Consider the following 20,080-nt stretch of genomic DNA (forward strand, 5'->3'; position numbering starts at 1 on the left):
TTTCTTCGATATTAAAAGGTTACAGTAGCGCCAAAGTTATATTGACGGGGCCTTGGATAAGAGCCCTGATCATTTCCTGTATAAATTTCGGGCATCAGGCCGTCGTATTTGGTCAGATAGCCCAGGTTAAATACACCGGCAAACAGGTTCACGCCGGCTATGTGCGCTTTTTTAAGGAAAGTACCGCGCAGTGCATAAGAGAAGGAAACTTCGCGAAAGGCCAGGAAGTCTCCTTTTGAATGGTAGAGCGAATTAGCCGTGGTATAACCGGAACTTGAAACCAGTCCGTTGCCGTTACGCAGGTGATTCCGGTAGTTGTAATCGGCATCACTTTGAACCGTGTATTTCGGAATGCTGGCTTGATCTCCGGGATTGTTCCAGATCTTGTCGCCCATAACCTCCTGCAAGGTCATGTTGTTGTTTCTGGCGCTGGCCATGGCCCGGCCGCGGAACGAATTGTCAATCACGTGCCCAAGCGCAAAGTCGGTAACGATGCGCATCGAAAGTCCGCGGTAATTGATCGTGTTGACCAGGCCGCCCATGCGGTCAGGGCGGATAAAGCCCATAAACACCATATCGCGGCTGTCTATGATGCCGTTTCCGTCCACATCTTCCCAGATCGCGTCGCCGCCTTTTTTAACGCGGTTGTTTGCTTCCACATCTTTTGGCGCGTTTGCCGCATCCGCATCGGTAGCGTAGACGCCGATCATGTTGTAGGCCCAGCGCCCGCCATAGCGTTCGCCTTCGGCAGTACCACCAACTTTGACGTATGCGTTCAGGTCTTTATTATAGACGATATTGCCACCAATGCGATTTTTGATCTCCCCGTTATCAGGCAATCGGAGCGCAATCGATCTGTTCCAGGAAAAATTCGCGCTTACATCCCATGAAAAGTTTTTGTTCCTGACAGGCGTGGCCGAAACTTCGATCTCAAAGCCCCGAGTACGGATCTGCCCGAAATTGCTCGTAATGGAGCTGAAACCGGTTGTCGCATCCAGCGGTTTGCTGAAAATCCGGTCGCGGGTCTTCTTGTCATACCAATCAACCAAAATGGTCAGGCGGTTTTTAAACAGGCCGATGTCAGCGCCCGCATCAAGCGAACTTGTCGTCTCCCAGACCAGATCGGCATTAGCCAGGCGGGTATTTAAGATGCCCACTTCGCCCAGATAGGTATTACCAATGCTGTATTGTCCGCGGGTATCGAAAAGAGACAGGTCGTTCTGGCCGGCCTCACCATAACTGCTTCTTACCTTCAGCGTGGAAACGTACCGGCTAATGGGTTCAAAAAATTTCTCACGGTGTACGTTCCAGCCGGCTGAGACACCCGGGAACCAGCCAAACTTGTTGCGTTCGGCAAACTTCGAGGATCCATCATGCCTCAGGCTTGCGCTGAACAAGTATTTGCTGTCATAATCGTAGTTGACACGACCAAAGAAGCTCATCAACGCATCTTCGGTAATTTCGGTACTGCTGCGCTGGGTAAGGATTGATGTTGCGTTAACGGTCTTGATGTTATCGGTTGGCGCGCCATACCCCGAAGCATTGATGACGTAGTTGTAATTGTTGATGTAACTGCTTCCCAGCACTGTGCTGGTATGGTGTTTATCACCGAAATTTTTAACATAATTGAATACGCCATCCACCTGCGCCGCGCGAACAAAAGAATGTTCGGAAGAAGCATTCCGATTGATGTTTACTTCATTATAAGCCTCAAAGGCGTTGTTGATGCCTTCTGTTGTAAACCAGTATACAGCCGGCTTGAAGGTCAGCCCCGGAATGATATTCCAGGTCGCACCCATACTCAGGTTGGTGCGGTAAACCTTATTGTCGCTGTATTGGTCGCGGTAATAGATCTCATGGTTGCGGTTCCTGAACGAAGTAACACCCTCTCCCGGCGCCGGAAGGCCATTTTCATACGTTTCCCGGTAGGTAAAAGGCATCGTAACCGAACGCGAGAGCACATTCTGCACATTGCCAATGCCCTTGCTTTGCCTGAGCAGGTAACTCACATTGGCGTTTAAATCCCAGCTGTCGCTGAGTTTATACGTTGCATTGAGCAGGAAATTGTAATTTTTATAGTCTGTACCCGCAACGATACCGCTTTGGTCCAGGTGCCCGAGGCTTGCATAATAAGTTGCTTTTTCAGTACCGCCGCTAATGTTGAAATCATATTCATTCCGCATAGCGTCCTGGAACGTTACATCCTGGTAATTGGTCTCTTTGAAGATCATTTTTTTACCGGTAACCGGATCGGTCATCGTGGTCCAGCCCTGGTTGTCTATCAGGTCGCTCACATAGTCCTTGCCGTAAGCCGCGATATAGGTATCCAGGAATTCCAGCGTGTTTTTGGTATTCCGGGCATTTCCGGTCGACATGCCGTAGGTACCGCCGCTCAGGAAAAGTGACGGATTGGAAGTATTGAATTTTTGGGTATTCAGGCGGCTGATGAACACATAATCCTGTGCACTGGTAAAATCGTAACTTTTACCCTGCCGGTCCAGGCCGCTGGTGTATTTGAAATTGATCGAAGGCTTGGCTCCTGCCTTGCCTGACTTGGTTTTGATGATGATAACACCGTTTGCTGCCCTCGCACCATAAATAGCCGTGGAAGCGGCATCTTTAAGCACCTGCATCGACTCGATATCATCAGGGTTGATATCGCTGATGTTCCGCATGGCACCGACAATGCCGTCAACGATAAAAAGCGGTGCATCCCCTTCGGGTGATGTCGATGCACCTCCCCGAATGAATATCTGCGGATTGGCACCCGGCTGACCGCTCGATACCTGGAGCGAAAGCCCGGCCACCTTACCCTGTAACTGGTTCAGCGGATTTGCTGCCGGTGCATTCTGGAATTCCCTGGCATCGACACGGCTAATGGAATTGGTTACTGTAGACCGCGACTGTTCGCCGTAGCCGACAACGACCACTTCATTCAGTTCGTTGACCTCGTCTTCCAGCAGCACTTCTGCGGTAGCTCTTCCTGCGAGGGGAACTTCCTGTGTTTTAACACCGACATAGGTAAATACCAGCGTAGCCTGCAGGTCGGGCACCCGGATGCTGAATTTCCCCATGGCGTCTGTCAGCGTGTTTACCTGGGCGTTCTTTACCCGCACGCCCACTCCCGGCATGGTTTCGCGGTTGCCCGCCGAGCGAACCGTACCCGTTACCAGGACACCGTTCTGTGCAAAACTCTGGAAAGCAAAAAGGCAGAACAAGGCAATCAGCCAGCTTGTAGAAATTTTGTTCATAATCAAGAATTTATATTTGGTTTTAGTCCTTATGTACTACATATCAAATGTGTGAAGTATTTTTGATTTTCGCAATACCAGTATGTTAATTTTTTAATTGGCCCGTGTTGGAACGAAAAAAGGCCCGAACGGGCCCTTTTATAAGCTATTCGTAACCTGATATTTACTTCAGGCGGTCGAAATGAGGTTTCAGGTGACTCTCCATCCCTCTTTTAAAATCTTCCTTGCTCCCGTTTTTGAGAATCTGAACGAGGTCCATGTGTGTTACATCGCCCCGGGTGGGCTGCTGCTCGACGGCAACCATATAATCAAAAATAGGCAGGAGCATGATCTGGAAGCGTTTTAGTGTATCGTTCCCTGACATTTCATACAGTTTGCCGTGAAAGGCAATCTCAGTTTTGATTCGGAAGGTGTTGTCAACGTTGACTTCTTTTTTCGCAATCGCTTCCAGCTCCTGGATGTCTTTGTCAGTTTTCCGGATGTAGAGCAAGTCGGCCAGGCCCATTTCCAGCACGAGCCTTAACTCAAAGATGTCCTGAAGGGTGCCCGTATCTATGATGAGCGGATCGAGTACGCGCTCAAAGGTGCCGAGTATGTCTGGCCTGGCCAGCACCATTCCCCGTTTCTTTTTTGTTTCGATCATGCCCAGCATACGCAGCCTGCTGAGGGCTTCGCGCAGCACATTGCGGCTTACACCAAGGGCTTCTGCCAGTTCGAGTTCTTTCGGCAGCGCATCGCCGGGCCGGAAAGACTTGCGCTTAAGGTATTCCCGAAGCCGGATTTCCACCATATCGGCCATCGTATTGGATACGATCGGCGCCAGGTCTTTACTTAAATCTGAGGTAGCCATAGTGCCGTCAAAAATGGGATTTTTTTTGATTATGTACTACAAATGAAATTTTATTTCAAAAACAAGACGTTGTCTATCGCTGGCCTGGTGTATTTTCACTGATCTCGAAACTGTATTTGCCCGCAGTAAGCTGTAAGGACGCAGGCATACGTTTTGCACCTTGCCAGGCGCTCTGGTTTTCTTTTAATGGAAAGAATACGGTAGCTGTTGAATTTGCAGGGACCACGACTGAATAACGGACTGTTTTTCCCTGTCGTTTCCAGGCAGAAACGATCCGGCCCTGCGGTCCGTCATGACTGCCTTCAAAATGCGAGAGGCCCTCAACGAAATTCGGTTTGAACAAAATATGCTTGAAGCCTGGCCGGTGCTCGTCGGTCCTGATGCCCGCCAGGCCTTTGAAAAACCAGCCGCCAATCTCTCCAAACATCATGTGGTTGAGCGAAATGTCACGTTCTGCCTGGATGTTCCAATTTTCATATAAGGTTGTGGCGCCGTTAACGATCCACCAGCCCCATGATGGATAGGTATCCTGCGCGGCCAGGCGGTAAGCCGTTTCGGCCTGTCCGTTCTCGCTCAGCGCATTCAGAATCGCCTTTGCGCCAAGAACGCCGACGTCCAGGTGCATGCCGTCTGCGGCCACGCGTTCAGCGAGGCGCCGGGCAACCGCAAGCCGGCTTGCCTCGGGTACGATGCCCCACTGCAGCGCCATGCTCAGTTCGGTTTGCGTGCCGGAGGCATAGCTGTTGTCGGCGGCCTTAAAATATTTGTTGTTGATCGCCGTACGGATGTTCTTTGCCAGGGCCTCATACCGGTTCTGGTCGGCTTTGTTGCCAAAAAGCTTGGCGGCTTTAGCCAGGATCAGGGCATCTGTATAAAAATAGACAGATGAGGTGTACTCCAGTGAGGAGGTGCTTTTTACAGGCACCCAGTCGCCTCGGCCAAACGTGGTCAGGTAACCTGTGCTGCCGTTTTCCACATAGGCCACATACCGTTTGATGGACTCGTAGCTGTCTCTGAGCAGCTTGCTGTCGCCATAAAACTGGTAGATGTTCCATGGGATAATAGCAATTGTGCTGGTCCAGTCGGTGCCGTTCGCCGTACCGTAGCCCCAGCCGCCGGTAGGAATGATATCGGGCAGCACACCGTTGGGCTGCTGCTCATCGCGGTGGTCAGCCAGCCACTTTTCATAAATCGTAACCGCATCGAAGTTATAAAGCCCGGTTTCTATTGCGAAATGCCCGTCGCCCGTCCACCCGTTTTTTTCGCGCTGCGGACAATCTGTCGGATAGCCGAACAAGTTTGAAAGGTAGGAGTTGTTCGTTGCCCACCACAGCCGGTCAATCAGGGGGTTTGACGAGCGGATGGTACCAACGGGCGCCACGTCGCTGTGCATAAAGTATCCGGTCAGGCTCTCTTTGTTCAGCTGCACCGGCCTGCTGCTTGTCACCTCCACATACTGGAAACCTTTATAATTGAAACGCGGCATAAAGCTCTCGGTCCCTTTTCCCGAAAGGGTAACGATATCGGTCTGGAAGGGGTCGCTCTGATCTTTTGGGCGGTGGTAAACATCGATGTTTGACAGATCGGTACGGCCGTTGGGGTAAAGCCTTTCAGCATGGCGCAGGCGAAGAACCGTACCCTCAGGTCCGCTTACGCGAATCTGGCTCACCCCGGCGATGTTGCGCCCCAGGTCGAACACATAACAGGTGTCGCCGAACTTTTTCAGCGACTGCACGGCGATCTTTTCCACATTGCGAATGGGCTGCATGACTTGCGAGACAACCTGCAAGGAAGGCGCAGTGCGAAAACGGGCACGGCTCCATTTGCTGTCGTCAAAAGCTGCGGTATTCCATCCACTCTGCTCCTTACGGAAATCATAGTGTTCTGCGGTGTAAATGCTGTTGAAGGTCAGTGCCCCGGTATCGGTTTTCCAATCGGTGCCAGAACTGACCACCTCGGTAGTGCCGTCTTCGTAAGTGATTCGCAGGTCCATGCAAAATGCGGGACGCGCACGCCATGGGGCGCGCTCGAAGTTCCAGACCCCGATGCTCTGGTGGTTGTACCAGCCATTACCCAGCAATACACCAACGGCATTCCTGCCCTGCTGAAGGTTGCCAGTAACATCATGCGTCACATACAGCGTCCTGCGATCAAAGCGGGTATACATCGGATCCAGGCGGTGACTGCTTACTTTTTTCCCGTTCAGGTAAAGTTCATATAAACCGGCAACAGCGATATAGGCCCTTGCCGAGCGCACCTTTTTTGGAGCCTGAAAGCCTTTCCGAAAATAACCGGCAGGTAAAAAGTTGATGTCGTGCCCATCGCTGATCCAGTTTCCGCGCCAGTTACCGGCACCCATCATGCCGGTCTCAAACGCCTGAACGGCTGAACGCGAAGGTTCACCTTTCCGGTCCCAGATGGTTACCTGCCAGAAATACCGTGTAAATGCTTTTAGCGCGGGGCCGCCATACGAAACGAGGTTGGCATCGCCATTTGAGCGGCCGCTGTCCCATATGCCGGCTTTACCTGATGCTACTGCCAACGAATCGGTGCCGATGCGGATTTGGTAAGCGGTTTGAATGGCAGCCTGCGTGGCATCTTCCATTTGCCAGGACAGGCGTGGCCGGGGCGAATCAATGCCAAGCGGCCGTACCATGTGCTCGCAGCGAAGGTGAACGGGCCGGGCCGCCTGGACGGCGGGGACCAGCATAAAGAAAATAATGACAGCGGTAAAGAAACGTAGGCTCATCGCGTTAGTTATGGTTGGGAAACCTGCAAAGTGCAATTTTTCAAACAACAAATCATCATGCACTGTCCGGTGCCTGAACCCAGCCCTCTGTGCTTCAGGCAAAGCGCCACCGGAGCCCGATCCTAATTGGCCGGCAGCAAGGAAGGATCAAGCCGGCGTTGATACGCTCAGGGCTTTTGAATCCTGTTGTAACCTGCCTCATGAACCAGTCAGAGCGTTCAGAGTTAAGGGTCTTCAGGCTGTCCAGTTTGATTCCATCCGGCACAGCGAGCGCAGCGACCGGCCTTTCATCATGCACAGGCACCTCGGCATACCAGGCCATCGCCGCTTTCAGGTGCATGGTCCGTATTACTTTTCCTGAGGCCAGGTCGCTGTGAAACTGGTGGTAGTGCCCGTCTGTACACATGAGCGCGCGCCATTGAATGGGCGGATCGGTCTTCAGGTAGGATTTCGCGGCCGCAAAGTATTCTGTCTGGATCATACTGACCGGAAACTGAACAACCAGGTCACTGTCATTAACCAGGGTGGTAAATTCCGGTTCGGCGAACTCAACACAGCTGCTGCCATCTTTAAGCAGTTCGGCCCAGGCCACCGCACCGGGCTGCCACGCTTAATCGCCTGAACCAGTTCTTTTTTACCGCCATAAAGCCTACGGCCAATTAAATCGTTTTGGTAAACCAGTTCCAGCCAGAGGTATCGGCCTGGCCCGTACATGAAAGAATAAACATACTGCCTGCAGCGAGGATGGATACAAGGCGAAATCGGGAGGATAAAATCTGCATTTTTCGAGTCAAATTAGCGCTTTTTCGGGATAATCCCCAGCTGCCTGCCTGAGGCAACAGGCTGCTGCATGCGCCCCGGCTTGGCAACCCGCTGTTGCCCGAAATGCGCGATTAACGCGAAATAAAAAAACCTAAAACCCTTTCGTTTACAGGTTGTTCATTTAAAAAAAGAACATTATGGGACTTGTAAAAACAGCATTGATTGGCGCCGCAGTTTACGCCGCCGTAAAATATGTAACAAAGAAAGATGAATTTGGCCGAAGCAAACTCGACGAGCTGAGGGAGAAAGCACCTGAATGGATGGAAAAGGCCCGTGCATTCAAAGATGATTACAAAACAGAGATGCGCTAAATAAGGCCATTTAGCAAAAACGGCAGCCTGTGGCTGCCGTTTTTTTGTTTTAGCCATGCGTGCCGAGTTCATAACTTCCGGCTTCGCGGCCGGTAAGCCTGACCAGGCGGTTCCAGGCATTGATCTGGATAATGGCCAGCCCGACAAGCGCCACCTGGTCGCGGCTGAAATGTTTCTCCATTTCGGCGTACACCGGTGCAATGTCGGCTTCGGCCTTCAATCCGGTCAGGAATTCGGCCAGGGCCAGAACTGCGCGCTCGACCGGCGTGTAAAATGGTGCCTCGCGCCAGGCCGGAAGCGCAACCAGCCGCTGCATGCTTTCGCCGTCGTTAACAGCTTCCTTCGAATGCATGTCAAGGCAAAAACCGCAGGCGTTCAGCTGCGACACACGCATATTGATCAGATGTACCAGGCTTTTTTCCAGCCCGCTGTTGTTCAAATAGGCTTGTACGCCATACATGGCCTGCATCATACCGGCAGGCAACTCTTCTGTTCTGATTCTTTCCATGATGTATTTTTATTTACCGTCAGGACTGAAAAACGGCCTGGCGTGTGACACGAAATGCGAAAAAAAATTAAAATTTCAGGTTTCGTAGTTTGTCGGGATTACGAATCATGAAGATGCGGCAGATGCGGCCATCTTTTTCGGTAACCAGCTGGCATTTTACAGGAACGTTGTTAATCAGGTAGATCAATGCGGGCGCACCGTTAAGCGTTCCATACTGTAAAGTGCATTGAGGATTGAATTTCCGGTACAAGCCAAACAGCAGGCCCATCACGCGCCGGTGCCCTTCAATTGCGTTCAAGGCAGCCCTTGCCTTGCCCCCGCCGTCAGAGAAAACCACGATATCTTCCAGCAACAGGGCTTCCAGCGACTTCGTATCGCCCGAGCTCATGACCTGGAGATACCTTTCAAGGAACCGGCGCGACGCCATTTGCTCACCTTTGCGCTGAACGCTTGCGAGCAATTTTTTGCCGCGGCTTAACAGTTGTCTGGAAAACGGTGCACGAATACCAAGAATGGAGGCGATTTCCTCATGACTATAGGCAAAAGCTTCTTTGAGAATAAAAACCGCGCGCTGCCTCGGGTCAAGGTGCTCAAGCAGCACCATCAGCGCATAAGAAAGGGTTTCTTTCTGTATAATGCGGTGGTCAGCAGTGTCTGTAGCCTGCGGCTCCGGCAGCCAGTCGCCGGGATACATGTCCAGCTGACTTCTGATCAATTTTTTGCGGTCAATGGCCCGGTTCACGATGCTCCGGATCAGATAGGCGCGCCGGTCAGCTACGCCCGAAAGGTCTTTATTCAGCAAGTTCAGAAAAAGGTCCTGCACCAGGTCTTCGGCATCTGCAACTGTACCGCAAATGGCATATGCATACCGGATCAGGACCGGCCTGAGCGATTCGTTATCCGTTTCCACAAATGAAAGCAATTCCTGGGCAGACATATCAATACCCGGCAACAAATGCATTCCCGACTGTGCTAACTGAAACATTCAGACAATGCAGATTGTCTTTTACCGGTATGGCAAAGAAAAAGAAAAAGAGCCGGAAAAACAGGCTTGGTGTAAAAAACTCGCTCGTCAATAACATCAACGCCCGCAAGAAAAAGGGCATCAGCCGGTCAAAACGGAAAAAGACCGTTAAGAAGTCTGATTACAGGAAAATGAAAAAAGGCTGGAAAAAAGACTAGCCCAGGAACGGCCGCGGATCAAAAACAACCCGGAGCGAAGTTACCTTGCCGCCTTCTACCCGGTACCAGCCTGTCCCGAAAATTGTTTTCCCGTCCATTTCGAGGTCGTAAAACAGGCATACGTCATCGCCCTCGGCAAATACTTTCCGGATATCGTACTTTAACTTCATCTGTTCCATATCCTTGAAGTACGCATCGGCGCCCGACCTGCGGGCCATGGGCCCCTCGAATGTCATGTTGTCATCGGCATAACTGCGGCCGCGCTCAAATTCTTCACTGTTAATAGCCTGGATCAGCGCCAGTACGACGGCCCGGGCACGTCCTTCAGATATTTCTTCGGCATTCATAACATCAGTTTAATTACCCTACTAAACAGCACAGCTATTTTTTTGTTCACCTTTTCTTTTGACGCTTACAGGCTTCTATAAAATAATAATCTGCATAACTGAGCGGCACGTCAACCTCAGATTTACCGGGCAGGCTTCCAACGCTGTGTTTCAGTAAAAAACCGGCGTTGCTGCCCGCTGTGGCCCGGTACTCCGGACCGGATAACGTCTTCAGGATCTGGGCGGCAGTTTGCCGGTAGCTGTTGCGCGCATCAGGGAGGTAGTCTGCAAGTTCCAGGAGTGCAGAAGCCGTGATGGCTCCTGCAGATGCATCGCGCAGGGCGTTCGGAATGCCAGGTGCGTTAAAGTCCCAGTACGGAACCTTATCTGCAGGTAAATTTTTGTGGTTCAGCATAAAGCCAGCTATTGCGGCTGCCTGGTCCAGATATTTTTTGTCGCCGGTTTCCCGGTACATCACTGTAAAACCGTATAGCCCCCAGGCTTGTCCGCGGCTCCAGGCCGAATGATCGGCGGCACCCTGCGCAGTATGTTTGCGGCGCGGTTTCCCGGTGTTGATATCATAATTGACAACATGGTAAGAGCTGTTATCAGACCGGAAATGGTGTTTCATGGTCGTATTGGCGTGGGTAATGGCAATTTTATGAAAGCTGGAGTCGCCGCTTACTCGCGTAGCCCAAAACAACAGCTCCAGGTTCATCATGTTGTCGATGATGACGAGAAAATCTGAAGGGTTACGGGAATCCCAGGACTTAATACAGCCTACCTGCGCATTGAAACGTGTAGCCAGCGAACGTGCGCTGTTCAGCAGTATGGCACGGTACTCAGGTTTTGGATCCAACCGGTAAGCGTTGCCGAAACTGCAGTACATCATAAACCCGAGGTCGTGGGTCGAAGTATTATATTGTTCCTTTTCAAGCGTCTTCAATCGCCTGAGTGCTTCGGCTTCTAACCATTTATCTTTTGTTTGCTCATAAAGATAGAGTAGCGTGCCCGGATAAAAACCGCTGCACCACCAGCCTGATCCGCTCGTTTCAAGTCTTCCCCCGGGGGTAATGGCCTTTGGAAATCGTCCATCCGGCGTAGCCGAAGCCAGTGTACGGTACTGGACGGCAGCTTCTTTAAAGACTGATTGAAGCCTGTTGTGCTGCTCAGGCAGCAGGCGGGCCGAACACCCCGCAACAAACAGGGCAAAAAAAATGACAAGGAAGGCGTTTCCGGATCGTTTCATATTGAAAACCCATAGGCGGGCGTACACAAGATAGAGATTGAAATCGATTTCTCAAACACCCGATAGTATTGCGGGAAATCATATGCGTATAATTAGAACTTAAATGAAATCGATTTCATCAATCGTCACATCAGCTGAACAATACGAAAGCGACCGCAAGGGTAATTACAATATTGAAGGTCTGTGCAATCAGGAAGGCGTACAGCGGTTTGCGGCTGTTCTGTGCAAACAATTCCCTGAAGTTTGTTTCCAGGCCAATGCTGGTAAAAGCCAGCGCAAACCATAGGCCCTGCAGGTTCTTGAGGCTGCCTTTAACAAGGGCGTTGGTTTGTGCATCGACGGCAAAAGAAAACAAAAGCGAAGCGGCCATAAACCCCAGCACGAATTTCGGGAAACGTTCCCAGATCACGCCAAGGGTGGGTTTTTCGGTCCGGTCAGCACCCGGAGCTTTTGTATTGTAGGTCCAGTAAACGGAAATGGCGAAGGCGGCAAGCCCAAGCAGCACGTTCTGCGAAAATTTTACGATCGTACTGATCTTCAGCGCCTCCTCGCCTACCAGCGTTCCGGAGGCTACGACTGCTCCCGTCGTATCAATGCTGCCGCCAAGCCAGGCGCCTGTAACGGCTTGGGGAAAATTGAACCAGGCAGCAATGTAGGGCATGAAGATCATCATGGGGATTGCGGTAATAAGCACCATGCTGATCACGTAACTGAGTTTTTTTGAATCGCCTTTAATGGCGCCCGATGTGGCGATTGCAGCCGACACCCCGCAGATTGATACCGCGCTGGAGATCATCATGCTCATTTCCTCATCCACTTTCAGCTTTTTGCAAAGCCAGAATGCAAAATACCAGACAGACAGGACAACCACCAGCGCCTGCAGCAGGCCCAGCGACCCGGCTTTCAGGATGTCAGAGAAAATCACTGTCGTTCCAAGCAGCACCAGGCCGATTTTCACATAAAGTTCAGTAGATAATGCTGCCTTGAACCAGCCAGGCAGGCGAAACAGGTTACCAATAAGCAAACCGATCACCAGGCTAAAGATCACCGCCTCCAGATTAAGCGCCTTGACGGCCTGGTTACCGCTCAGCACCAGCGCAACAGCGGTAAGCAGGTAAACCAATGGAAAGGTGCGCAAGGTACCTGCAATGCCTTTGCCACAGAGCCAGCTCCCGGCAAGCGCAATGGGCAATACATAGAGGAACTGCAGGCCGATTATGGCCAGGTTAGCCGGGGACAAAACCTTTTCAGCTAGTTCTGCGCCGGTTTTCCAGCCGAAAGAGGGAACCGCGAGGATGAGTCCGCCAAGCGAAAGCGCAATGATGAGCGCCCCGAGAATAACGACCACCCAATCTTCATGTAATTTGGAACCCTTGTCTTTTTTGTCTTGCATGGCTGTATACGATCTGGTTAGAAAAAATCTTTAATTGCTGTTTCGGCGGCGTGAAAGCCGCACATGCCGTGTACCCCGCCGCCGGGCGGCGTGGCCGAAGAGCAAAGATAAACACCTTTGGCACTTGTACGGTATGGGTTAAGGCGAATGATGGGCCTGGTAAAGAGTTGGCCAAGGTCCTGCACCCCGCAATTGATGTCGCCGCCTACATAATTCGGATTGTATGCTTCCATTGCCGCTGCAGTAAACGTATGCCTGGCCAGGATCAGGTCTTTGAAACCCGGCGCAAACCGCTCTACCTGCGCCTCGATCGCGCTTGTCTGATCGGCGTGTGAGCCGTTGGGCACGTGGCAGTATGCCCAGGCGGTATGTTTACCCTCGGGCGCCCTAGAGGGGTCGGCAATGCTTTGCTGCGCCAGCAGCACGAACGGTTTATCAACGATATGACCGGCTGCACTTTTCTTTTCAGAACGGGCAATTTCTTCCAGGGTGCCGCCAAGGTGGACCGTTCCGGCACGCCGGACAGCTGCGTGGCTAAAGGGAATGGGTTCCGTTAGCGCCCAGTCTATCTTAAAAACACCCATACCATACCGGTAACGTCCAAGACGGATTTTATCAAGGTCAGCCAGGCGCCCGCCCGCTATGCGCACCAGCTGCCGCGGTGCTACATCGAGAACGATAATTCTGGTTTCAGGGAGTTCTTCCAGGCTCGATATGAAGGTATCACATTGCACCACACCGCCAATTGAGATAAAATAAGAAGTCAGGGCATCGGCAATGGCCTGCGAGCCACCTACCGGAACCGGCCATCCATGCAGGTGGCCAAGGGCAAGCAGCACCAGCCCAATGGCCGAAGTAGCCAGGTTGCCCAGTGGCTGTATGGCATGCGCAGCCATTCCAGCCCACAAAGCCCTGGCCTGTGGGGTTTTAAACCGCTTTCCGGTACACAGGGCCGATGGGAATGCCTTGATTCCGAAGCGCATCAGTGCCGCGGGATATTCTGGCATACGAAGCGGACCAAGGATGGCATCGCTGATCTTAGACCAATCGCGCATGGTTGAACTGACCAGGTTAAGGTAACTGTTTTTATCAATACCTAAAGCTGCTGCCGTATCATCCGGTCGGCGCAACAGCAATGCTGCAGAACCATCATCGAGCGGGTGCGCCGCCGCTACTTCAGGAAACACGAAGCGCAGACCATGATCTGCAAGCGGCAGGCTGCTCAAAAAAGGCGAGGCCAGGGCAAGCGGATGAACGGCTGAACAGATGTCGTGAACATAACCGGGCAACGTTAACGCCGCAGAACGCATGCCACCGCCAGTTGTGTCCCGGCCTTCCAGCAGCAGCACAGACAAGCCCTGCTGCTGCAGCCTGATGGCGGCAGCCAGGCCGTTTGGTCCTGCCCCTACAACCACAGCATCGTACCTGTCTTTCATGATTTCCTTTTTATAACATGCCCTTTACCTGCAGCCGGAGCTGCAACGCCCCGGTTACCGGCGCGTTCATAACAAACCCTGCCGGTTAGCGCCCGGCAGGGCTGGTTCAAAACGCGGCTTGTCTTCCGGCCTGGTACCGGGGTTTATTTAACGAGTGCCTGGTCGTAGAAGCGCTTATGCAGTACTCGTAACTTTTCGACGGGCATTTTCATCAGTTTCCTGTCATAGGTCATATAACCGTTCACCTCCCCTTCCACGTCGGTTGTTTGGGTATATACGGCTGCAGATAAGCCCAGCGGAATCAGTTCCAGCATGCGGGCGGCAAACTTTTCATAACGCGCAAACAGTTCGTCTGCGTTTTTGAAATTCTGGTAACCCCAGTTGCGTTTGCCGGCATCCCAGAGGTGGCCCTGTACCGGCCAGCCGAGGCCGCCAAATTCGCCCAGGACCAGGATCCGTTCTGTCCCAAACAGGTCTGGTCTTGGCATGGCCGGATGCGGATAGTTGTGCAGGTCTACCATGTGGCCCGTAGGCTCGAAATTGCCGCCGCTTGCACTATTCACCAGGCGGGAAGGGTCCATTTTTAATGTCCACTCGGTAATTTCTGCGGTTTTAAACTGTCCCCAGGCCTCATTAAACGGCGTCCACACCACGATACTTGGATAATTGTGCAGCACGGCCATAATCCTTTCCCATTCTTTGCGGTAATACCCTTCAGACTCGGGCGTACGGGGCCGGTCACTGCCTTTATCGAGCACACCCGGCCGCTGCTCCCAGCCGTTCCCCAGGTCTCCGCTTGGCATGTCCTGCCATAACAGCATTCCCTTGCGGTCGCAGTATGCGTAATAGCGGGCCGGTTCCACTTTGATGTGTTTGCGAATCATGTTGCAGCCCATATCATGAAGTTTATCGATATCGTAGATCATGGCTGCTTCTGTAGGCGGCGTATACAGCCCATCTGGCCACCAGCCCTGGTCTAGCGGGCCATACTGAAACAGGAACTTATTATTCAGGTGCATGCGCTGAATGCCTTTGCTGTCTTTCACCATAGATATTTTACGCATGGCGAAATAACTTTTCACTTGGTCGATCACCTTGTTGTTGCGTAGCAGGCTGATGTGCAGGTCATACAGAAAAGGCGATTCGGGCGACCACAACTTCTGGTCTTTCAGTTTGATCACTGCCGTTTCGGCGGCCGGGAGCTGCTGTTGAGCAACCTGCCGCCCGTTATCGAATACGGTAATCTTAAGCATATCGCCAGCGGCCGCTGCTGCAATATCTGCCTTAAGCTCCAGTTGCTGCGCATCAATATCAGGTGTCTGCCTGGTGGAAACAATGTGGGTTTTGGGCACAGCTTCAAGCCAGACCGTTTGCCAGATACCGGTTACGGGTGTATACCAGATACCCTCAGGTTTTTTGACCTGTTTGCCGCGCGGTTGCGGACCGTCGTCGGTGGGGTCCCAGACCTTCACTTTGATTTCCTGGGCTGCGCCCTTCTGCAAAAGAGAGGTAATGTTAAAGCTGAAAGGATCAAAGCCGCCTTCATGAATGCCGGCCGGTTTGCCATTCACAAAGACTTCGGCGCGCCAGTCTACGGCGCCGAAATGCAGCAACACCTCTTTGCCGCGCATGGCAGGGGGCACGCTGACCGTATTTTTATACCACAAAACGCTGTCTTTTCCAACCGTGCGGGCAACGCCAGACAGGGCTGATTCAACGGCAAAGGGAACGAGGATATCGCCTTCGTACCGTGCAGGCTCCGGCTGATCTTTGGGCGTAATGGCATAAGACCACAAGCCGTTCAGATTTTTCCAGTTCTTGAGACGTTCCATTTGCGGCCGGGGATACTCAGGCAGCGGAGCCTTGGGATCAACCTGTTCGGCCCAGGGAGTCAGGATCCTGTCTTTTACAACTGCCCATTTGCGTTGTGAAAAACCGGGTACGGCTAGGAACAGTAGCGCTGCCGCCGTTAGCAGCATTTTTGTTTTGTTCATGCTGGTTATAGAATTTAGGTAGCTGCTAAGATAACCGAATATCTGTAAAGCCGGCAATTGCAAGCGAAACGTTGCAATCGGAATGCGGCCTGTTAACTGGCAGGCTCCAGTTCCCCGCTGTACCTTTCGCGGTTGGCTTCGCCCCAGGTGTTCATGGCATTGAGCACATCAAGGATGCTCTGGCCAAGCGGTGTAAGGTGGTATTCCACCTTTTGCGGCAGCACCGGAAAGACCTGCTTTTCTACAATTCCGTGCATTTCCAATTCTTTGAGCTGTAGTTGAATAACCCGCCGGCTGGTGAGGCCAACCTCGCGCTGTAAGGCGCCGGGCCGGTGTACCCCACGCGTAATGGCGTCAATGATACAGGGTTTCCACTTGCTGCCGATGACTTTTGCCGTCACCTTGATTCCGCACTCCAGATGATCGGGCGTTTTTCTTTCGTACATACATTTCTTTTTTACGAAGATACGCTGCAGCCGCAGCCGGTCAAGCCATCGTGTAGGGAAGATTTATTCCCTATTGAATCGGTTTTCCCTAATTGACGCTGCGACAAAGAGTACCGAACTTGCCATCAATTTAAACACTTCTAAACCGATGAGACAACAGAGAATTGCGGTTCTTGGGCTTGGAGCCATGGGAACCGCGCTGGCACTGACCTTGTTAAAAACGGGTGAGCAGCTGATGGTCTGGAACCGGACCGCAGCAAAAGCAGATGAGCTGCGCAATGCCGGTGCGACAGCCTTACCCTCGCTCGCCGAGACGCTTGACGCTGCAGATGTGGTGTTGCTCTGCCTGGTGAACAATGAGGCGGTTCACAGCATACTTAAACCACATAGGGCATTGCTGCAGCATAAAATGGTCATAAATCTGACGAACGGCACGCCCGGGCAGGCGCGGCAACTTGCCGGGTGGGTACAGCAACAAAACAGCCAGTATCTGGACGGTGGTATCATGGCCATTCCACCCATGATCGGCACCGAACATGCCTTCGTCTTATATAGCGGCGATGAAGCCGCATTCAAAGCTTCCGAGCCATTCCTGATGCATTTCGGCAAAGCCCGCTTTATGGGTGCCGATGCGGGAAATGCCGCCCTGTACGATATTTCATTGCTGAGCACCATGTATGGCATGATGGGCGGCTTCATTCACGCGGCCGCCTTGCTGCGCAGAAGCGCCATCCAGGCCACTGCTTTTTTGCCGCTGGCGAAGGCGTGGATAGCGGCCATGACGCCATCACTGGACCTGCTGGCTACACAGATCGATTCGGCAGATTATCAATCTGGCGTAACATCTAATCTGGCCATGCAGGCAGCGGGATATGAGAACTTGGTCGCCACTGCCCGCGAATTGAATATTGACCCCATCCTGCTGCTTCCGATGGAGCGCCTGCTTCAGAAAAGCCTTGAAAAAGGATACCATGCGGCCGATTTGTCTGCCGTTATCGAAAGTCTCTGACAGGTACCGCTGAGCGGGACGGACTGCCATAACGCCTGCCCGCTCAGCATTTTTTCAATCACATACGCCAGGCCGGTTTGAATGCTTAAATTTGACAACTGTGATCTGATTCGCAAAACCCCATGCCTGCATCTCCACTTCCTGCAAAACTCCGGGTACCTCTTTACGACAAATTGGTACGCCTTCAACCGCTAAGTCAGGAAGATTTTGAACCGCTTTACCAGGTGGCCGCCGACCCGCTAATCTGGGAACAACATCCCAACCGCGACCGGTACAAAAAAGAAGTGTTTCAAATTTTTTTTCAGGGCGCACTGGAATCGGGCGGCGCGTACCTGATCATGGATCAGCTGAGCGGTGAAATTGCCGGGAGTACCAGGCTTTACGATTTTGACCCCGAAAACAACAGCATCTGTATCGGGTATACTTTTATTGCCCGGAAATTCTGGGGCCAGGGGCATAACCCCGCGGCAAAGCGGCTTTTACTCGACCACATTTTCGACACGGTTGCTGAAGTGCATTTTCACATCGGTGCGGAGAACCTGCGGTCCCAGATCGCAATTGGCCGCGTCGGCGCACGAAAGATCGGCGAGAAACACGTAGCTTATTATGGCGAGGCTCCGAAACTGAACTTCATCTATCAAATTACACGCAAGCAATGGCAACAGTAGCCCTTTGATGCAAAATTACCAAGTACCTGGTCTTTCAGGCGACCTCTGAAAATCGATCGAACGGGCATCATTTTCCGCGTATTTCCCCAACTATGGGGAAATAAATCCATTCCCCCATTTTTTCCCCAACTGATGTTTATTTTTTTTGTGCATTCTTATTATACTGACACACAACAAGATAACGTGCAGTTTGGCAACACCCAAAGTTTGGCAACTTAATTGCAATCTGCTCGGTACTGACGGCCTGGATGAGGCCTCAGTAACAATAGGGATGATTGTCCTCGTTATTGAAAAATAGCGAGGATTTTTTTTTGCCGGCAGCCGGCAGATATATTTTTAAATGGCGTTTTAAAAGTCTCGGCGGTATAATATCTTCGCAGTGCCAACAAACCATTCATGATGCATCCGTACAAACAGCAGCTTCTTCTGAATCTGAGAACCTATTTTGCCGAAAAACCATGGCGCATCACCTCTGATTTCGAACAGGGCCGTGAGGAGATTATTTTCATCGTTCCCCGCAATGAAGATATAGACGAACTGCACCGCAGCCTGTTTCATATACTCGGCGCACTTCCAGACATTCACCTGCCAAATGAACGTGTTGTGATTGGTTTTTGCCTGGCAGATGGGAGCGGCTACCGATCGCACCTGATCAATCCGAACAAACAGGATGAAATTAACCTGGCGCTGATCGGCTACCGGCCCGAACGGACACCAAGGGCCAATGCCTTGGAAAAACTGTTGTAACCGGGCCGCGACTTCAACGTCAGCAGCCCTGTGTACTGGCTCGTTGAGCCTCAATGCGGTTTTGCCCCATCGATAACCTGCGCCCGGCCAGGGCGTACAAGGCCATTGCCATGCAATTTTGTATTTTGCCCACATGAAAAGACTCAAAGCGCTGATGACAGAGATCGGGATGAGCACCACCCGCAGGCCCAAAGAGTTGCTGCCGCTGGTCTGGCAGCTGATTTGTTACCCGCCTAAAATGCCGGTGAGGCCGGCGCAGCAGCAACTGCTTGAAGAAGCCTTAACAACCTGGCTATCGGTACCCGATCCGCATTTTGCCAGGCGCGATCTTCGTTTCCCGGTATATCAATGGGGCTCGGGCCCGAAAACCATTTTGCTGTCGCATGGCTGGGGCTCAAAGGCCAGCGATTTCAGCGAACTGATCGGCCTGTTGCGAACCCTGCCGGAGGTGCGTATCCTCGCATTTGATGCGCCGGGAAATGGATTGGCAGAGGGCGAACTATCCAACCTCCTGCTCTTCAAACAGTCGTTCCGAGAAGTAGCCCTGCAGCAAAAAGGCGCTCCGAGGTCCCTGCATGCTGTGATCGGCCATTCACTCGGCGCTATGGCCGCTGTTTTGGCTGTGCCGGAGCTTCCGGCCCTACCCCGGGCCCTGGTCAGCCTGGCGCCGATGGTCAGGCTCAAAGCTAACTTTGTTGCCACGCTGGAGAGTGCGGGTATTCCCCCACCTGTGCAGCAATTGTTTCTCAAGGAATTTGAAGCCCGTTTCGGCCTCCCGGCTACGGCTTTTGACCTGCCGGAGAACGACCGGCTCCCGGCTAACGTTCAGCACCACCTGTTTTACGATCCGGAAGACCCTATTGCACCAGGGCGCTACCAACAGGAACTTTTGCAGGTTAGTCCGCATATCGAGGCCCATATGGTAAGCGGTTGCGGGCACCATAAAATATTGAACCATGCTGGCGTCCTGAAACGAATAATTGACATCATCGCCCTGGCATAGCCGAACATTGCTGTCTGCTAGCTTGGCGCACCCATGCTATGCGGGTTTGTGCGTTTTTTTGAGTGATTATGAGTTTTTTATTTGCAAGTCATGGTTTTTTCTTATTTTAACAGGCCATAAGCATTGAAAAACCTGC

18 protein-coding genes are annotated in these 20,080 nt (G+C 52.1%); 6 read left to right on the forward strand and 12 right to left on the reverse strand.

Annotated elements, in window-relative coordinates:
- Positions 1–11: 11 nt before the first annotated feature.
- The 4 genes from C7T94_RS13625 to C7T94_RS13640 form a co-directional block, all read right to left on the reverse strand.
- Positions 12–3,251, reverse strand: coding sequence for a SusC/RagA family TonB-linked outer membrane protein (locus C7T94_RS13625; RefSeq protein ID WP_107215834.1), 3,240 nt, complete (start codon positions 3,249–3,251; stop codon positions 12–14).
- 163 nt (positions 3,252–3,414) lie between these two features.
- A complete protein-coding gene (locus tag C7T94_RS13630; RefSeq protein ID WP_107215835.1) occupies positions 3,415–4,101 on the reverse strand; it encodes a FadR/GntR family transcriptional regulator in 687 nt (228 codons plus the stop codon).
- A gap of 73 nt (positions 4,102–4,174) precedes the next feature.
- Positions 4,175–6,850, reverse strand: a complete 2,676-nt coding sequence (locus tag C7T94_RS13635; protein ID WP_107215836.1) for an alpha-L-rhamnosidase — start codon at positions 6,848–6,850, stop codon at positions 4,175–4,177.
- A gap of 94 nt (positions 6,851–6,944) precedes the next feature.
- Positions 6,945–7,442 carry a hypothetical protein gene (locus C7T94_RS13640; RefSeq protein WP_107215837.1) on the reverse strand — a complete coding sequence of 166 codons (498 nt, stop codon included), beginning with the start codon at positions 7,440–7,442 and terminating at the stop codon, positions 6,945–6,947.
- Between the two features lie 367 nt (positions 7,443–7,809).
- On the opposite strand from C7T94_RS13640, the gene C7T94_RS19255 reads away from it, so the two are divergent.
- The gene (locus C7T94_RS19255) at positions 7,810–7,983 is read left to right on the forward strand and encodes a YtxH domain-containing protein (RefSeq protein WP_112156443.1); all 174 of its coding nucleotides are present in this window, start codon (positions 7,810–7,812) and stop codon (positions 7,981–7,983) included.
- Positions 7,984–8,032: 49 nt separating this feature from the next.
- On the opposite strand, the gene C7T94_RS13645 is transcribed toward C7T94_RS19255, so the two are convergent.
- The gene (locus tag C7T94_RS13645; RefSeq protein WP_107215838.1) at positions 8,033–8,491 is read right to left on the reverse strand and encodes a carboxymuconolactone decarboxylase family protein; all 459 of its coding nucleotides are present in this window, start codon (positions 8,489–8,491) and stop codon (positions 8,033–8,035) included.
- Between the two features lie 67 nt (positions 8,492–8,558).
- A complete protein-coding gene (locus tag C7T94_RS13650; RefSeq protein ID WP_239495016.1) occupies positions 8,559–9,476 on the reverse strand; it encodes a sigma-70 family RNA polymerase sigma factor in 918 nt (305 codons plus the stop codon).
- A 29-nt stretch (positions 9,477–9,505) separates the two neighbouring features.
- On the opposite strand from C7T94_RS13650, the gene C7T94_RS19535 reads away from it, so the two are divergent.
- Positions 9,506–9,673 carry a hypothetical protein gene (locus tag C7T94_RS19535; RefSeq protein ID WP_204353280.1) on the forward strand — a complete coding sequence of 56 codons (168 nt, stop codon included), beginning with the start codon at positions 9,506–9,508 and terminating at the stop codon, positions 9,671–9,673.
- Here C7T94_RS19535 and C7T94_RS13655 read toward each other — a convergent pair.
- The 6 genes from C7T94_RS13655 to C7T94_RS13680 form a co-directional block, all read right to left on the reverse strand.
- Complete coding sequence (locus C7T94_RS13655) at positions 9,670–10,020, reverse strand: nuclear transport factor 2 family protein (protein WP_107215840.1); 351 nt, start codon at positions 10,018–10,020, stop codon at positions 9,670–9,672. The two genes, C7T94_RS19535 and C7T94_RS13655, sit on opposite strands and share 4 nt — an antisense overlap.
- Before the next feature lie 46 nt (positions 10,021–10,066).
- Complete coding sequence (locus C7T94_RS13660; protein WP_107215841.1) at positions 10,067–11,248, reverse strand: glycoside hydrolase family 88 protein; 1,182 nt, start codon at positions 11,246–11,248, stop codon at positions 10,067–10,069.
- A 130-nt stretch (positions 11,249–11,378) separates the two neighbouring features.
- Positions 11,379–12,641: a YeiH family protein gene (locus tag C7T94_RS13665; protein WP_107215842.1), complete on the reverse strand. Its 1,263-nt coding sequence runs from the start codon at positions 12,639–12,641 to the stop codon at positions 11,379–11,381.
- 17 nt (positions 12,642–12,658) lie between these two features.
- On the reverse strand, positions 12,659–14,077 hold the full coding sequence (locus tag C7T94_RS13670; RefSeq protein ID WP_107215843.1) for a phytoene desaturase family protein: 1,419 nt from the start codon (positions 14,075–14,077) through the stop codon (positions 12,659–12,661).
- Positions 14,078–14,220: 143 nt separating this feature from the next.
- Positions 14,221–16,071 (reverse strand): glycoside hydrolase family 2 protein, encoded by a 1,851-nt coding sequence (locus C7T94_RS13675; RefSeq protein WP_107216130.1) that lies wholly within the window; start codon positions 16,069–16,071, stop codon positions 14,221–14,223.
- Positions 16,072–16,163: 92 nt separating this feature from the next.
- A complete protein-coding gene (locus tag C7T94_RS13680; RefSeq protein WP_107215844.1) occupies positions 16,164–16,517 on the reverse strand; it encodes a winged helix-turn-helix transcriptional regulator in 354 nt (117 codons plus the stop codon).
- A gap of 73 nt (positions 16,518–16,590) precedes the next feature.
- Here C7T94_RS13680 and C7T94_RS13685 point away from each other — a divergent pair, with 73 nt between their 5' ends.
- From C7T94_RS13685 to C7T94_RS13700, 4 genes are all read left to right on the forward strand, one after another.
- Complete coding sequence (locus C7T94_RS13685; protein WP_239495017.1) at positions 16,591–17,526, forward strand: NAD(P)-dependent oxidoreductase; 936 nt, start codon at positions 16,591–16,593, stop codon at positions 17,524–17,526.
- A gap of 122 nt (positions 17,527–17,648) precedes the next feature.
- Complete coding sequence (locus C7T94_RS13690; RefSeq protein ID WP_107215846.1) at positions 17,649–18,194, forward strand: GNAT family N-acetyltransferase; 546 nt, start codon at positions 17,649–17,651, stop codon at positions 18,192–18,194.
- A 396-nt stretch (positions 18,195–18,590) separates the two neighbouring features.
- On the forward strand, positions 18,591–18,941 hold the full coding sequence (locus C7T94_RS13695; protein WP_107215847.1) for a hypothetical protein: 351 nt from the start codon (positions 18,591–18,593) through the stop codon (positions 18,939–18,941).
- Positions 18,942–19,074: 133 nt separating this feature from the next.
- On the forward strand, positions 19,075–19,944 hold the full coding sequence (locus C7T94_RS13700; protein ID WP_107215848.1) for an alpha/beta hydrolase: 870 nt from the start codon (positions 19,075–19,077) through the stop codon (positions 19,942–19,944).
- The last annotated feature ends 136 nt before the right edge of the window (positions 19,945–20,080 follow it).

The sequence above is a fragment of the Pedobacter yulinensis genome (genome assembly GCF_003029735.1).
GTDB lineage: Bacteria > Bacteroidota > Bacteroidia > Sphingobacteriales > Sphingobacteriaceae > Pedobacter > Pedobacter yulinensis.